Consider the following 12,790-nt stretch of genomic DNA (forward strand, 5'->3'; position numbering starts at 1 on the left):
CCGGGTTACCCGAACCCGCACCCCACGAGGCCCCCCTCTCCGCCGCCGAAGCCACCCGCCTCCTGGACTCGATCCGACAGGCCGAGCACGACCTGGCGGTAACCGGCGAACACATCGTCGTCTCCCCGTCCGCCGAATCACCGGCCACGCCAAAGGAATCCGGCGATTCCGATGATTCAGACGTGCCCGAGGCCGCCGTCCCGGACGCCGACGCCGACGACGTGGCGACCCCCGCCGACGAATACGCCGCCGCGGTCACCATCGACTCCGCCGAGACCACCCCCGAGACGGCCGAGCACGGCGTCGACGGTGTGCCGGTCGGTTCGGCGGCCGAGGTGTTCGCGGCCGTGGTCACCGCCGCCGATGAATTCGTCGCCGACGCTGGTGATTCCGACGCCGGCGCGCGGGTGTCGGAGCTGGTCGAGTCCGCCGGTTTCGCCTCCGACGTCGTGGTCGAGGTCGATCCCGCTGAACAGGCGGTCGAATCCGAGGCGGCACCGGGTATTGCGGCGGAGGATGCCGAATCCGGCGACGAGGTCGTCGAATCCGACAGCGTCGCGAGCGGCGAATCCGACAGTGCCGCGAGCGGATTGATTCTGCCGGGTGAGGTGGCCTCCGATGTCGAGACGATCGTGCACGTGCTGCGGCACGGTGAGGTGCACAACCCGAAGGGCATCCTGTACGGCCGACTGTCCGGCTTCCAGCTGTCGGTGACGGGCCGGGCGCAGGCGCAGGCCGTGGCGCGTTCGCTGGCCGACCACGACATCGCGCTGGTGGTGGCCTCGCCCCTGCAGCGGGCGCAGGAGACCGCGGAGCCGATCGCGCTCGGGCACGGGCTCACCATTCGCACCGATGAGAATCTGATCGAGGCGGGAAACACCTTCGAGGGCCTGACCGTCACCGCGCGGGCGCTGCGCAAGCCGCGGCACTGGTGGAAGCTGCGCGATCCGTTCACGCCGTCGTGGGGTGAGCCGTACCTGCAGATCGCGCATCGCATGTTGGCCGCGGTGAACAAGGCGCGGGTGGAGGCCGCCGGTCGCGAGGCCGTGCTGGTGTCGCATCAGCTGCCGGTGTGGACGCTGCGCCGGTTCCTGCAGGGCCAGCGGCTCTGGCACGACCCGCGTAATCGCCAGTGCTCGTTGGCGTCGTTGACTTCGCTTGTCTACCAGGGCGATACGTTGATCGACATCGTCTACTCGGAGCCCGCGGGCGCGTCCGATCCGTCGGTGACCGGCGCATGAGACCCGCCATCGCGTCCCCGTCCGCCCACGCCCCGCGCCGCTTCCGGCGCGTGGCGGCACTGCTGGCGGGCCTGTGTGTGGCGGCCGTGCTGGCCGGGTGTTCGACGGCGGGCAAGGACGCGGTGGCGCAGGGCGGCACCTTCGATTTCGTCTCCCCGGGCGGCAAGACCGAGATCTTCTACGATCCGCCGCCTTCGCGCGGCACCATCGGCAAGCTGTCCGGCCCGGATCTGCTGCACGACGGCAAGACCACCTCGGTCGACGATTTCCCGGGCAAGGTCGTGGTCGTGAACATCTGGGGCCAGTGGTGCGGCCCGTGTCGCGCGGAAGCCCCTGCGCTGGAACAGGTTTACGAGGCGAGCAAGGACAAGGGCGTCGCCTTCCTGGGCATCAACGTCCGCGACAATCAGAAGGACAAGGCCCAGGATTTCGTGACCGACAACAAGGTCGGCTACCCCTCGATCTACGACCCGTCCATGCGCAGTCTGCTCGCGCTCGGCGGCAAGTTCCCGACCAGCGTCATCCCCACCACCATCGTGCTGGACAAACAGCATCGGGTGGCGGCGGTGTTCCTGCGGGCCCTGCTGGCCGAGGACCTGCAGCCGGTGGTGGACAAGCTCGCGCAGGAGCAGTCGTGAATCACGTGACCGTGCTTGCGAGCGTGGGGGATTCGTTCCAGCAGACCGCCGCCACCGGACCGCTGTTGCTCGCGCTGGGCGCGTGCCTGCTGGCGGGGCTGGTGTCGTTCGCGTCGCCGTGCGTGGTGCCGCTGGTGCCGGGCTACCTGTCGTATCTGGCGGGCGTGGTCGGCGCGGAGGCTCCGCCGGTGACGGTGGAGTCGGCCAAGAACGCCAAAACGGCCGTGGCGCAGCGCAATTCCGCGCGCCTGCGGGTCGCGGGCGCGGCCGGGCTGTTCGTGGCGGGCTTCACCGTGGTGTTCGTGCTCGCCTCGGCCACCGTATTCGGCGCGATCCAGGCCTTGAACGTGAATCGCGATCTGCTGCAACGCATCGGCGGCGTGGTGACGATCGTGATGGGTCTGGCCTTCATCGGCCTCATCCCGGCGCTGCAGCGCGACACCCGCATGGAGCCGCGTCGTCTGAGCGGCATCGTCGGAGCCCCTTTGCTGGGTGCGGTTTTCGCGCTCGGCTGGACGCCGTGCCTGGGCCCGACCCTGTCGGGTGTGATGGCCGTGTCGGCGGGCACCGAGGGCACCACCGCGGTCCGCGGGGTCGCCCTCATCGTGGCCTACTGCCTGGGTCTGGGCCTGCCCTTCGTGATCCTGGCCTTCGGTTCGGCGACCGCGCTGCGCGGCGTCGGCTGGCTGCGCCGTAATTCCCGCACCATTCAGGTGATCGGCGGGCTGCTGTTGGTGGCCGTCGGCATCGCCCTGGTGACCGGGGCGTGGGACCAGTTCGTCTCCTGGGTCCGCGACGCCTTCGTCTCGAATGTGACCCTGCCGATCTGACATGACTGCCACCATCGAAACCCCCGGTGCCCCCGTGACCCCGCCGCGTCAATCGCCCCCGCGTCGCGTCATCGCCCTGCTGCGCAACGCCTGGCGCGGCCTGACCAGCATGCGCACCGCGCTCATGCTGTTGTTCCTGCTGGCCCTGGCCGCCATTCCGGGCGCGCTGCTGCCGCAGCGCAGTCTGAACGCGGGCAAGGTCGACGACTACATTCGCAACCGGCCGACGCTGGGTCCGTGGATGGATCGGCTGCAGCTGTTCGACGTGTTCTCGAGCGCCTGGTTCACGGCCGTCTATGTGCTGCTGTTCGTTTCGCTGGTCGGGTGCATCCTGCCGCGCTGCGTGGATCACTACCGGGCGCTGCGCACGCCGCCGGTCAAGGCTCCCCGCAACCTTTCTCGGCTGCCGCATCACTGGTCCGGCACCGACGCGTCGAGTCCGGATGCGGTGATCGACCGGGCCCTGGGCCAGATGCGCGGCTGGCGCACGGTCGTGCAGCCGGGCACGCGCGAGGGCGAGGTGACCCTGTCGGCCGAGAAGGGCTACACCCGCGAACTCGGCAACCTGATCTTCCACCTGGCGCTGGTGGGTCTGCTGGCGGCGGTGGCCATCGGCAAGCTGTTCGGCTACGAGGGCAATGTGGTCGTGCTCGCCAATGACGGCCCGGGCTTCTGCACCACCAGCCCCGCGGTGTTCGACTCCTTCCGCGCGGGCAATGTGAACGACGGCACCGGGCTGACCCCGATGTGCGTGCGCGTCAAGGACTTCAAGGCCGACTACCTGGAGAACGGCCAGGCGTCCATGTTCACCTCGAACATCCAGTACCAGACCGGCGGTGACCTGAACTCGGACACCTGGCGTGACGCCACCATTCAGGTGAATCACCCGCTGCGCGTCGCCGGTGACCGGGTCTACCTGCAGGGACACGGTTTCGCGCCCAAGTTCACGGTGACCTTCCCGAACGGCCAGACCCGCACCGAGGCCATCCAGTGGAAGCCGGACGACGCCACCACCTTCCTGTCCTCGGGTGTGCTGCGCATCGATCCGCCGGGCGGCATGTACCCGAGCGAGGACGAGCGCCGCAAGCATCAGGTCGCCATTCAGGGCCTGTTCGCGCCGACCGCGCTCATGCACGGTCAGCTGCTGACCTCCATGTATCCGGCCATGAAGGATCCGGCCGTCGCGATCGACATCTATCAGGGCGATACCGGTCTCGATACCGGTCGCGCGCAGTCGCTGTTCGCGCTGGATCCGGAGATGATCAAGCAGGGTCGTCTGGTCAAACAGCAGCGCGTGAATCTGAAGCCGGGGGAGACCTCGACCCTGGCCGACGGCACCAAGGTGACCTTCGACGGCGCGGAAGAGTTCGTGAACCTGCAGGTTTCGCACGATCCGGCGCAGCAGTGGGTGCTGGTGTCGGCGCTGACCATGATGGCGGGCCTGCTGGTGTCGCTGCTGGTGAAGCGCCGCCGCATCTGGCTGCGCGTGTACCCCGGCGACGAAACCGACGGGGTACGACGTACCGTAGTAGAAATGGGCGGATTGGCCCGCACCGACCAGGCCGGCTGGGGCGGCGAATTCGATCGCCTGCGTGAGCGGCTGCTGACGGGAGAGAAGTAATGCCGATCGACGAGACCATCGCCTCCTACAGCGATCTCGCGTTCAAGTCGGCCATCGTGATCTACGCGCTGGTCTGGATCATGCTGGTCTGGCAGTTCGCGCTCACCCGCACGGTGCCGACCACGGCGCGCCAATTGGTCACCGCCGGAGGCGGTTCCGACGTCGTGGACGAGCCGCCCGCGAACGTCCCCGGCAAGGTGACGCCCCGCGGCGCGGAACGCCCCTTCCCGGAACGCCTGGGCAATATGGCCTTCGCCGTGCTGTTCGTCGGCTTCGGCGTGCACGCGGCCTCGATCGTGTTGCGCGGCTTCGCAACCCACCGCTTCCCGCTCGGCAACATGTTCGAGTTCATCTCCATGGCCACCGCCGCGGCCGTCGGTCTCGGCCTGGTGCTGCTGCGCGATCAGCGCTACCGCGCCATGTGGTCGTTCCTGCTCGTCCCGGTGCTGATCCTGCTCTTCCTCGCCGGTACGAAGCTGCACGTGGACGCGGCCCCCGTCGTCCCCGCCCTCAAGTCCTACTGGCTCCCGGTCCACGTCACCGTCGTCTCGCTCGGCTCCGGCGTCTTCCTGGTCTCGGGCGTAGCGAGTCTGCTGTTCCTCTACCGCATCTGGCAGCCCGCGGGCCACGAGTCCGACAATCTCCTCGGCCAGCTGGCCCGCCGCCTCCCCGACGCCCAACTCCTGGACCGTCTTGCCTACCGCACCACCATCATCGGCTTCCCCATCTTCGGCGCGGGCGTCATCCTCGGCGCCATCTGGGCCGAGGCCGCCTGGGGCCGCTTCTGGGGCTGGGACCCGAAGGAAACCTGCTCCTTCATCGCCTGGGTCCTCTACGCCGCCTACCTCCACGCCCGAGCCACCTCCGGCTGGCGAGACACCAAGGCCGCCTGGATCAACATCGCCGGCTTCGTAGCCATGCTCTTCAACCTCTTCATCATCAACATCGTGGTGAGCGGCCTCCACAGCTACGCCGGCCTCAACTAACCCGCGGATCAGATTCCGCTGGGGAAAGTGAGGGTTTGGAGGGTGGGCCAGGTCTCGGACCAGGGCTTCACGGGGTTTTTGCAGATGTAGACGGTGATGAGGCGTTCCAGGCCAGGGAGGCCGTTGGGGTTGTTGATTTTGCGGAATTCGGTGGTGGTGGCGAACTTCGAGAGGAAGTCCTTGTCGCCTACGCCGTCCACGGAGAGGTAGACGATGGTGTGGGCGGAGTCGGGGGGCGGGCCGAAGTAGCCGAAGCCTCGGTTGGGGCTGTAGACGGGGGGAAGGTGGTAGTCGCGGCCGAATTCCTCGAGGGCGCTGGCCTGGACGTAGGCGGCGGCCACGACGGCGGTGTCCTTGCGGTCGGCTTCGGGGAGGCTCTGGACCGCGTCGTTCACGGCGGCGGTGAAGGTGGCGTAACCGTCGGGGCCGAACCAGGATTCGCGCATCCAGTAGTCGGCCTGGTTGGTGATGGGGGAGTTGATCCAGCTCTTGGGGAGCGGGACGGCGATCATCCACGCGGTGAACAGGATTGCCGAGACCACCGCGAGGGCGTTCACCAGGCGGCGGTACAGCTGCTTGACCTCGACGGTGCCGAGGGCGAACGCGCCCGCGCCGAGCAGGGCGGGCCAGAAGCCCGCGACATAGTAGGAGCGGCCGTTCTCGACCAGCACCACGATGAGCAGCAGCAGGCCCGCGATCAGCGCGAAACGGTAGGGGCGCAAGGCTTCCAGCCGCACCAGACCCCACAGGCCGAAAATGCTGAGCAGGCCGCCGATCAACCCGCACTGGACGGCGATCTCGATCGCGCAGATGAGCGGTCCGGTATTGGCGGCGTGCTGTTCCTGCGAAATGATCTCGGTCATCTGGGATTCCACCCAGCCGTGCTGGGTCTGCCAGATGATGCCGGGGATCATGGCGACCACCATGATCAGCGTGCCGAGGTAGAGCGCGGGACGGCGCAGCACCTCGCGCGGCCCGGCCACCAGCACGCCGATGCCCAGCATCGCCCACACGCCGGGCACCATCCACTTGGCCTGGAACGCCAGCGCGGCGGCCACGCCCGCGGCGATGAGCAGCCAGTCCTGGCGCACCCGCACCCAGCGGATCAGCAGGAAGATGATCAGCGCCTGCAGGGGGATGTCGAAAGTCAGTGTGATCAGCTGAATTTGGTCGAAGGCCAGCGGTGAGACGGCGTAGGCCAGCGCGGCGAGGATCTGATACCGCGACCCGGCCCCGAGTTCCCGGGCGGTGGCGGCGGACAGCACGGCCGCGGCGGCCATCAGGGCCAGGGCGGGAATCCGCAGGCCCAGCACCGAACCCGGCGCGATCAGATCCATCACGTGCGCGACGAACGGCGCCAGCGGCCCCTGGTCCGGGTAGGCCCAGGCGAGTCGGCGTCCGGCCGCGATGAAATACAGCTCGTCGCCGAAGTAGTTGATCCGGGCCGCGGCGATGCCCATGATCGCGGCGAATCCGAAGGACACCGCCAGCACGCCCTTCCAGGCGAACGGCGCCCGTTCGGCGACTGGTTCGACGGCGCCCACGTGGGGCGCCGTACCGGTGGTGGCCATCTTTTCCCTCCCGAGAAACGCAAAAACGCCCGGCGGACACCGAATTGCGGCGGTGCCGGGCGTCGATCTGCTGCAGGATATCCGGTCCGCGAGGTTCGGTCGCCCCCGGCGTTTCCGGGGCTTGCCCGGCCGAGCCGAATGGGCAGCGCAGCCGAGCCGAATGGGCCGTGCGGCCGGGACTTCTTTGCCATCGCCCCTACCGGTGAGTACCGGCGCGTTGTACCGTATTAAGCGTCCGTGATTAGAACACGTTCTAATTTTTATCGATGGGGAGGCTCATCATGGCAGTGGCGCCGCAGGGTCGCGTCGGTAAGGTCCGGGAGATCGACGTGGGTACCGCCCCGACGCGGTACGCGCGGGGCTGGCACTGCCTCGGGCTGGCCGCCTCGTTCCGGGACGGCGAGCCGCACGCGATCTCCGCATTCGGAACCAAGCTGGTGGTGTTCGCCGACAGCACGGGCGCATTGCATGTGCTCGACTCCTACTGCCGCCACCTCGGCGGCGATCTGAGCATGGGTCAGATCAAGGGCGATTCCATCGCCTGCCCGTTCCACGACTGGCGGTGGGGCGGCGATGGCAAGTGCACCGCCATCCCGTACGCCCGCCGGGTGCCGCCGCTGGCCCGCACGCGGTCGTGGATCACCTTGGAGCGCAACGGTCAGCTGTTCGTGTGGCACGACCACGAGGGCAACCTGCCGCCGGACGAGGTGACGATTCCTTATATCGAGGGCCCGTTCACCAATGCCGACGGCAGCGGCTCGGAGACCCTGGTCGACGGCTGGACCGACTGGACCTGGGAATCGATGGTCATCGAGGGCTCCAACTGCCGCGAGATCATCGACAACGTGGTGGACATGGCCCACTTCTTCTATATCCACTACGCGTACCCCACGTACTTCAAGAACGTCTTCGAGGGCCACGTCGCGACCCAGTACCTGGACTCCACCGCCCGCCCCGACAAGGGCATGGCCACCCAGTACGGCGGCAATTCGACGCTGAAGTCGGTGGCCTCCTACTTCGGCCCGTCCTACATGGTCAATCCGCTGGTCAACAACTACAGCGGTTTCGAGCTGGAGACGGTGCTGATCAACTGCCACTACCCGATCTCGCAGGACGCGTTCGTGCTGCAGTACGGCATGTCGGTGCGCAAGCCGACGGGGGTGGACGATGTCACCGCCGACCGCATCGCGAAGAAGATGACCAAGGGCATCGGCGAGGGCTTCCTGCAGGACGTGGAGATCTGGAAGCACAAGTCCAAGATCGAGAATCCACTGCTGACCGAGGAAGACGGGCCGGTCTATCAGCTGCGTCGTTGGTACGACCAGTTCTATGTGGATGTCGCCGATATCGATCCGAAGTCGGTGCAGCGCTTCGAATTCGAGGTCGACACCACCAAGGCGAACCAGGCCTGGGAGGCCGAGGTCGCCGAAAACCTCAGGCGCAAGGCCGAAGAGGACGCGCTCAGCAATTGACGCTCCCGGGGCGGGCGAGCATTCTCGCCCGCCCCGTTCGCGTTCAGTGGGCCGCGGCGGTGACCGCGGCGATCAAGTCCGCGCCGGTGTAGGCGCGGCCGCCGATGCCCCAGGCACCATCGGGAGCATTGAGGATATTGACCCAAATGTCTTCGCGCCGGTGGCCTTCCGTGGTGAATCCGGCGACGATCTCGGTGGCCGCCGTGATGAAGGCCGCGCGGGCGGCCGGATCGGGCAGCCCGATATTGGGCAGTTTCAGCTCGACCATGACGACCGGCCGATTCACCCCGCCCGCGTAGACGTCCTGCGGCGACAGCACATGCACTGTGCCGCCGATGATTCCGGTGAAGAAGTCATTGCCGGTGCCGCCGCTGACCTCGGCGAGGGCGGCGGAGAGCGCGGGCAGGATCTCGCGTTCGCCGCGTGCGGTGAGGATGCCGCGGGGTGCGGTGACGGTGATGGGCATGGGGTGCTCCATTCTCGAAGTCGCTAGTACGCACGTACTAGCGAGTCGAGTGTGTACTAGTATGGCCGTACTAGTCAACGGTTCGGGAGGAATCATGGCGGCCACCACCCGCGATCGCATGATCGACGCGGCCATCGACGCGCTGCGGACGAAGGGCGTCGCGGGCATGTCGTTCACCGCGGTCCTGGAATCCAGCGGCGCGGCCCGCGGCGCGATCTACCACCACTTCCCGGGCGGCAAGACCGAATTGGTGGCGACCGCCGCCGCCCGCAACGGCGATCAGGTCCGCGAACTGCTCGCCGCCCTACCGGCCGACGATCCGCTGAGTCTGGTGGAGGCGTTCCTGGATTTGGTCCGCCCGGTCGTCGCCTGCTCGGCCGAGGGTGCGGGCTGCGCCGTCGCCGCCGTCACCGTCGACCCGGACAGCGGCGAGCTGCGCACCGTCGCCGCCACCGCGTTCGACTCCTGGACAACGACTTTGGCCGGGCGTCTCACCGCCGCCGGAGTGGAACCCGTGGCCGCCGGGGATCTGGCCACCACCCTGCTCACCCTGCTGCAGGGCGCGCACGTGCTGTGCCGGGCCGAGGGCACCATCGCCCCGTTCGACCGAATGGCCCGAACCGCAACCGATCTGGTGCGGCATCGCTTCGAAGCGCCCAGCTGATCCGCGCCGGGCGCGGTGACCGGATGTCGCGGATATGACTGTCCCCCGCGGGTGCGCTGGCGCGGTTCCGCGGGGGACGGTCACATCTGTCTATTGGCTAACTGGTTGGCGAGCTTCGGTAATTCAGGTGGATTCGCCGTCGCGATGCTCCTGGGAGAGCGTGGCGAGGAAATCCGGGTCATCTTCGGGACCGATAACGCGGTTGCGCCGAGTGAATGCTGAGCCGGTGCCGACCGGTCGCTGGGGCCCGAAAGCTTTCCAGCACAGCATCGCGACGGCCACTACCGCGATGAGTGCCAACAGGTACGTCACGTCGCTCACCTCCTGACAACGAGGGTAATCCGAGTGCGTACCCGCGGCACGTGAAGCGGGCTGTATTCCTGCTGTGGATCTCGAGCTGAATCGGTGTTACACGCGGGCCTCGGTGGTGAGGGACCGCAGGAGCTGCATGACTTCGGATTCGCGGAACCGGCGGTGACCGCCCGGAGTCCGCAGGGAGCCGAGCCGACCTGCGTGAGCCCAGCGGGTCACGGTCTTCGGATCGACGTGGAACAGGGCAGCGACTTGGCCAGGGGTAAGCAAGGTGTCCTGGCCGGAGACGGAACCCAATGCGCGGCTCGGCGCGGTGAACGCAGTCATTCGCAAACCTTTCCGTTTCGACAGATCCCTCATCAGTAGCGACATCGTTGCACTGCACCCCCCTGGTGTTCGAACGGTCTCGCTTTGGTAAAGACGAAGTAATAGACAAAACGGATATCCGTTATGTGTTTACGGTCACGTTTGACGCGAACGCAGCGAATCTCCAGCGACCTCCGGTCGTGGCCCAACGGCATCCGCCGCGGCGCGGTCACCTACGCTGTTCTGCGTGAGTGACGCAACCCCGCCCGACGGTGCGGGCCGCCGACTGGCCCGAAACCTGGCCCTCTACACGGTGGCCCGACTCGGGCTGGTCGCCGTGATCGCAGCGATCATCATCGGGGTGGGCGCCGCGGTGCACGTATCCATCCCGCTGTTCGTCGCGCTGCTGTTCGCCCTGCTCATCGCCATGCCGCTGTCGCTGCTGCTGTTCAAGAAGCTGCGCTCGCAGGTGAATCGGGACATCGCCGCGGTGGATGCCAAGCGCCGCAAGGACCGTGATCAGCTGATGTCTCGCCTGCAGGGCAAGGACGATCAGTGAAACGCTGCGATCGCAGCGCACCTCGACACTGGGTCGACAATGCCGTCCGGCTGATCGACGCCGATACCCAGCGCAGCGCGGATACCCATCTGTTGCGCTACCCCCTCCCGAGCGAGTGGGGCATCCAGCTCTATCTGAAGGATGAATCCACACATCCGACAGGCAGTCTCAAACACCGCCTGGCGAGATCACTGTTCCTCTATGCCATCTGCAACGGTTGGGTCACGGAAGGCACCACCGTGGTGGAGGCTTCCTCCGGCTCGACCGCCATCAGCGAGGCGTATTTCGCCCGCATGCTGGGCCTGGACTTCGTGGCCGTGGTGCCCGCCAAGACCTCGCCGGAGAAGCTCGCGCTCATCGAGGCGCAGGGCGGGCGCTGCCATCTGGTCGAGCGGGCCCCCGATATCTATACCGAGGCAGCGCGTTTGGCCGCCGAGACCGGCGGCCACTACATGGACCAGTTCACCAATGCCGAGCGCGCCACCGACTGGCGCGGCAACAACAACATCGCCGAATCGATCTTCCAGCAGATGACTTTGGAGACCCACCCGGTGCCGGAGTGGGTGGTGGTGGGCGCGGGCACCGGCGGCACCGGCGCGACCATCGGGCGCTACCTGCGCTACAAGCGGCACGCGACCCGGCTGGCCGTGGTGGATCCGGAGAATTCGGCCTTCTACGGCGGCTACGAGCTCGACGATCTCGGCTATCAGACCGGAATGCCTTCGCGGATCGAGGGAATCGGGCGACCGCGGGTGGAACCGTCGTTCGTGCCGACGGTGGTGGACTGCATGATCGAGGTGCCCGACGCGGCCTCGGTCGCGACCGCCCGGCATGCCAGCGAGGTGCTCGGCCGACGGGTCGGCGGGTCCACGGGAACCAACCTGTGGGGTGCGTTTGCCCTGATTGCCGACATGATCGCGGCGGGCCGCACCGGCAGTGTGGTGACGCTACTGTGTGATGGCGGAGACCGTTATGCCGGAACCTATTTCAATGACACCTGGGTTGCCGACCAGGGGCTGAGTCTCGCCGAGCCCGCCGCGGTGCTGGCCGAATTCATCGCCACCGGTACTTGGTCCGGATAGTTTTCCCACCGCACGGCGCTCGGCCGATAACCGTTGATCACCCATCCGTCAGGTTGCTGTCAATTTGCTGTAGGGGTTTTGTCGGGGTCAGATCGTTAGCCTGAGCAGTATGTTCCGGGCGCACCGGTCGGTTTTCTTGGGATGAAGTCGTGTTAATAGGGCTTGACGTTTGGGGCCTCCGGCGCACCACCGGACGGGTCACCGCGGTCGGTCGATCGACCGTCGTGCCGAGCACGAACAGCCACGACTGCAGGCTCGATTGGGTGCGCCACATATTGATGCGCAACTCGGTGATGGCCAGGGTGCGCGGGTCGCGCACCAGCTTCACCAGATCGGTGCGCTCGGCCGCGACCGCGTCGGAGCGCCACAGCAGCGCGAAGTCCGGATCGGACAGGCACTTCTCGAGCACCTGCGCGCCGCGCTCGTCCTCGCCGCTGCGCGCCAGCTGCATGCGGAATCGGCTGGCCGCCATGCGCGTCTCGGTCTCCCAATTCACCATGACCGTGCGCGAGATCGGGTTGAAGATTAGCCATTCCAGATAGTTGGCGCCGGGCTCGAGTTCGAGGAACGCCTCCCGGTGCGCGGCATTGACCGCGACGATGTCCCAGAGTTCGGTGATGTACGCGCCGATCGCGGGGTTGAGCAGATCCAGGTACTCCTGGTCGGCGGCGGTGGGGTGGTCGGCCTCGATGCGCGGGAGCGGTCCCTCCGCCAGCACCAGGGCGTATTCGAATTCGGCAGGGGGGAGTTTCAGTGCGGTGCCGAGGGATTCGATGACGCGGCGCGACGGATTGGCGCCGCCTTCGATCTTGGTCAGGTAGGGCACCGAGAGGTTGGCCAACCAGGCCAGTTGCGGGCGCGTGAGATTCGCGGTGGTGCGGCGCTGGCGAATGTACTCGCCGAACGTGGGGACTCCATCCATTTACTTAGGCTGACCTTACTAGTATGGCCGTCAGGTACACGCGCGGTTGCCGACCGATCCCGATACGGTCCCCGGATGCGGGACCGCGTGGTACACGGCTCTGCTCCAATAGTTTGAAAC

The 12,790-nt window shown here is 67.1% G+C and carries 14 protein-coding genes; 9 read left to right on the forward strand and 5 right to left on the reverse strand.

From position 1 onward, the window contains the following. The first annotated feature begins 596 nt into the window (after nt 1-596). Genes VMT65_RS00675 through ccsB form a run of 5 tightly spaced genes read left to right on the forward strand, consistent with a single transcriptional unit; the run spans nt 597 to nt 5,316 of the window. Nucleotides 597-1,241 carry a histidine phosphatase family protein gene (locus VMT65_RS00675; protein ID WP_326307392.1) on the forward strand — a complete coding sequence of 215 codons (645 nt, stop codon included), beginning with the start codon at nt 597-599 and terminating at the stop codon, nt 1,239-1,241. Next, entirely contained in the window at nt 1,238-1,879 is a 642-nt protein-coding gene (locus VMT65_RS00680; RefSeq protein ID WP_326305941.1) for a TlpA family protein disulfide reductase, read from the forward strand. Before VMT65_RS00675 ends, VMT65_RS00680 begins: the two co-directional genes overlap by 4 nt. Nucleotides 1,880-1,884: 5 nt before the next feature. Continuing rightward, entirely contained in the window at nt 1,885-2,709 is an 825-nt protein-coding gene (locus VMT65_RS00685) for a cytochrome c biogenesis CcdA family protein (RefSeq protein WP_326307393.1), read from the forward strand. 1 nt (nt 2,710) lies between these two features. Further along, entirely contained in the window at nt 2,711-4,330 is a 1,620-nt protein-coding gene (resB, locus tag VMT65_RS00690) for a cytochrome c biogenesis protein ResB (protein ID WP_326305942.1), read from the forward strand. Beyond that, entirely contained in the window at nt 4,330-5,316 is a 987-nt protein-coding gene (gene ccsB / locus VMT65_RS00695) for a c-type cytochrome biogenesis protein CcsB (RefSeq protein WP_326305943.1), read from the forward strand. The genes resB and ccsB overlap by 1 nt, the downstream gene beginning before the upstream one ends. An 8-nt stretch (nt 5,317-5,324) precedes the next feature. On the opposite strand, the gene VMT65_RS00700 is transcribed toward ccsB, so the two are convergent. Continuing rightward, nucleotides 5,325-6,887: a glycosyltransferase family 39 protein gene (locus VMT65_RS00700; RefSeq protein WP_326305944.1), complete on the reverse strand. Its 1,563-nt coding sequence runs from the start codon at nt 6,885-6,887 to the stop codon at nt 5,325-5,327. A gap of 281 nt (nt 6,888-7,168) precedes the next feature. Between VMT65_RS00700 and VMT65_RS00705 the strand changes: the two genes are divergently transcribed. Next, nucleotides 7,169-8,359, forward strand: coding sequence for a Rieske 2Fe-2S domain-containing protein (locus VMT65_RS00705; protein WP_326305945.1), 1,191 nt, complete (start codon nt 7,169-7,171; stop codon nt 8,357-8,359). Between the two features lie 43 nt (nt 8,360-8,402). Here the strand turns inward: VMT65_RS00705 and VMT65_RS00710 are convergent, their stop codons facing one another. Then, nucleotides 8,403-8,825 (reverse strand): hypothetical protein, encoded by a 423-nt coding sequence (locus VMT65_RS00710; protein ID WP_326305946.1) that lies wholly within the window; start codon nt 8,823-8,825, stop codon nt 8,403-8,405. A gap of 94 nt (nt 8,826-8,919) precedes the next feature. Between VMT65_RS00710 and VMT65_RS00715 the strand changes: the two genes are divergently transcribed. Next, nucleotides 8,920-9,489: a TetR/AcrR family transcriptional regulator gene (locus tag VMT65_RS00715; protein ID WP_326305947.1), complete on the forward strand. Its 570-nt coding sequence runs from the start codon at nt 8,920-8,922 to the stop codon at nt 9,487-9,489. Between the two features lie 123 nt (nt 9,490-9,612). On the opposite strand, the gene VMT65_RS00720 is transcribed toward VMT65_RS00715, so the two are convergent. After that, nucleotides 9,613-9,810, reverse strand: coding sequence for a hypothetical protein (locus tag VMT65_RS00720; protein ID WP_442790153.1), 198 nt, complete (start codon nt 9,808-9,810; stop codon nt 9,613-9,615). Between the two features lie 87 nt (nt 9,811-9,897). Beyond that, nucleotides 9,898-10,128, reverse strand: coding sequence for a BldC family transcriptional regulator (locus tag VMT65_RS00725; RefSeq protein ID WP_120743867.1), 231 nt, complete (start codon nt 10,126-10,128; stop codon nt 9,898-9,900). A 226-nt stretch (nt 10,129-10,354) separates the two neighbouring features. Between VMT65_RS00725 and VMT65_RS00730 the strand changes: the two genes are divergently transcribed. After that, nucleotides 10,355-10,666 carry a DUF4229 domain-containing protein gene (locus VMT65_RS00730; protein ID WP_326305948.1) on the forward strand — a complete coding sequence of 104 codons (312 nt, stop codon included), beginning with the start codon at nt 10,355-10,357 and terminating at the stop codon, nt 10,664-10,666. Further along, complete coding sequence (locus VMT65_RS00735) at nt 10,663-11,748, forward strand: PLP-dependent cysteine synthase family protein (protein ID WP_326305949.1); 1,086 nt, start codon at nt 10,663-10,665, stop codon at nt 11,746-11,748. Before VMT65_RS00730 ends, VMT65_RS00735 begins: the two co-directional genes overlap by 4 nt. 37 nt (nt 11,749-11,785) lie before the next feature. On the opposite strand, the gene VMT65_RS00740 is transcribed toward VMT65_RS00735, so the two are convergent. Next, the gene (locus tag VMT65_RS00740) at nt 11,786-12,670 is read right to left on the reverse strand and encodes a helix-turn-helix domain-containing protein (protein WP_326305950.1); all 885 of its coding nucleotides are present in this window, start codon (nt 12,668-12,670) and stop codon (nt 11,786-11,788) included. Nucleotides 12,671-12,790: the final 120 nt, after the last annotated feature.

Origin of the sequence: Nocardia sp. CDC153, from assembly GCF_035818515.1 — a bacterium.
Taxonomy (GTDB): Bacteria; Actinomycetota; Actinomycetes; order Mycobacteriales; family Mycobacteriaceae; genus Nocardia.

Bases quoted from the DNA above. Each gene is read 5' to 3' on its own strand.
- VMT65_RS00680 (WP_326305941.1), top strand. From the start codon at position 1,238: ATGAGACCCGCCATCGCGTCCCCGTCCGCCCACGCCCCGCGCCGCTTC.
- resB (WP_326305942.1), top strand. From the start codon at position 2,711: ATGACTGCCACCATCGAAACCCCCGGTGCCCCCGTGACCCCGCCGCGT.
- ccsB (WP_326305943.1), top strand. From the start codon at position 4,330: ATGCCGATCGACGAGACCATCGCCTCCTACAGCGATCTCGCGTTCAAG.
- VMT65_RS00700 (WP_326305944.1), bottom strand. From the start codon at position 6,887: ATGGCCACCACCGGTACGGCGCCCCACGTGGGCGCCGTCGAACCAGTC.
- VMT65_RS00705 (WP_326305945.1), top strand. From the start codon at position 7,169: ATGGCAGTGGCGCCGCAGGGTCGCGTCGGTAAGGTCCGGGAGATCGAC.
- VMT65_RS00710 (WP_326305946.1), bottom strand. From the start codon at position 8,825: ATGCCCATCACCGTCACCGCACCCCGCGGCATCCTCACCGCACGCGGC.
- VMT65_RS00715 (WP_326305947.1), top strand. From the start codon at position 8,920: ATGGCGGCCACCACCCGCGATCGCATGATCGACGCGGCCATCGACGCG.
- VMT65_RS00725 (WP_120743867.1), bottom strand. From the start codon at position 10,128: ATGACTGCGTTCACCGCGCCGAGCCGCGCATTGGGTTCCGTCTCCGGC.
- VMT65_RS00740 (WP_326305950.1), bottom strand. From the start codon at position 12,670: ATGGATGGAGTCCCCACGTTCGGCGAGTACATTCGCCAGCGCCGCACC.